The organism is Streptomyces sp. ME19-01-6 (assembly GCF_033793745.1).
Lineage (GTDB): Bacteria > Actinomycetota > Actinomycetes > Streptomycetales > Streptomycetaceae > Streptomyces.
The window spans coordinates 1-821 of record NZ_JARAXF010000122.1 but is presented as its reverse complement, the minus strand read 5'-3'; the positions used below and the strand labels follow the sequence as shown (position 1 = coordinate 821).

General features: G+C 71.1%; 1 protein-coding gene. It reads left to right on the top strand.

Annotated features, from left to right (window positions below; translation table 11 throughout):
* A partial coding sequence (locus tag PV419_RS52935) for an acyltransferase domain-containing protein (RefSeq protein ID WP_319701257.1) occupies positions 1–821 on the top strand: 821 nt, incomplete at both ends.

Below are 821 nucleotides of genomic sequence, written 5' to 3'. Positions count from 1 at the left end.
GCGTTCCTGTTCTCGGGGCAGGGGGCGCAGCGGTCCGGGATGGGGCGTGGTCTGTCGGGGTTGCCGGTGTTCCGTGAGGTGTTGGGGGAGGTGTGTGGGGCGTTCGAGGGGCTGTTGGGGGTGCCGCTCAGCCGGGTGTTGTCCGCCGAGCCGGGTTCGGCGGAGGCGGAGTTGGTGCATCGGACGGAGTACACGCAGGCGGGGCTGTTCGCGTTCGAGGTGGCGTTGTTCCGGACGTTGGAGCGGTGTGGGGTGAGCGCGGATTTCCTGATCGGGCATTCGGTGGGGGAGTTGGCGGCGGCTCATGTGTCGGGTGTGTGGTCGCTCGGGGACGCTGCGCGGGTGGTGGCGGCGCGTGGTCGTTTGATGGCGGGGTTGCCGTCGGGCGGTGCGATGGCCGCGGTGGAGGCCGGGGAGGGGGAGGTCGCCGGGTGGATCGGCGAGGATGCGGACCGGTTGGCGGTGGCTGCGGTGAACGGTCCGCGGTCGGTGGTGGTCTCCGGTGCCGAGGACGCGGTGGAGCGGGTTGTGGGGTTGGCGCGGGAGGAGGGTCGGCGGACGCGGCGGTTGCGGGTGGAGCGGGCGTTCCATTCGCCGTTGGTGGAGCCGATGCTGGCGGAGTTCGCCGAGGTGTTGGGTGGTGTCTCGTGGGGCGAGCCGCGCATTGCGATCGTGTCGAATGTGACGGGTGAGGTGGCCGCGGCCGAGGAGCTCGGAAGTGCCGAGTACTGGTTGCGGCATGCGCGACAGGCCGTGCGGTTCGCCGACGGTCTGGCATGGCTGGGCAGGCAGGGCGTCACCGACTACGTCGAGATCGGCCC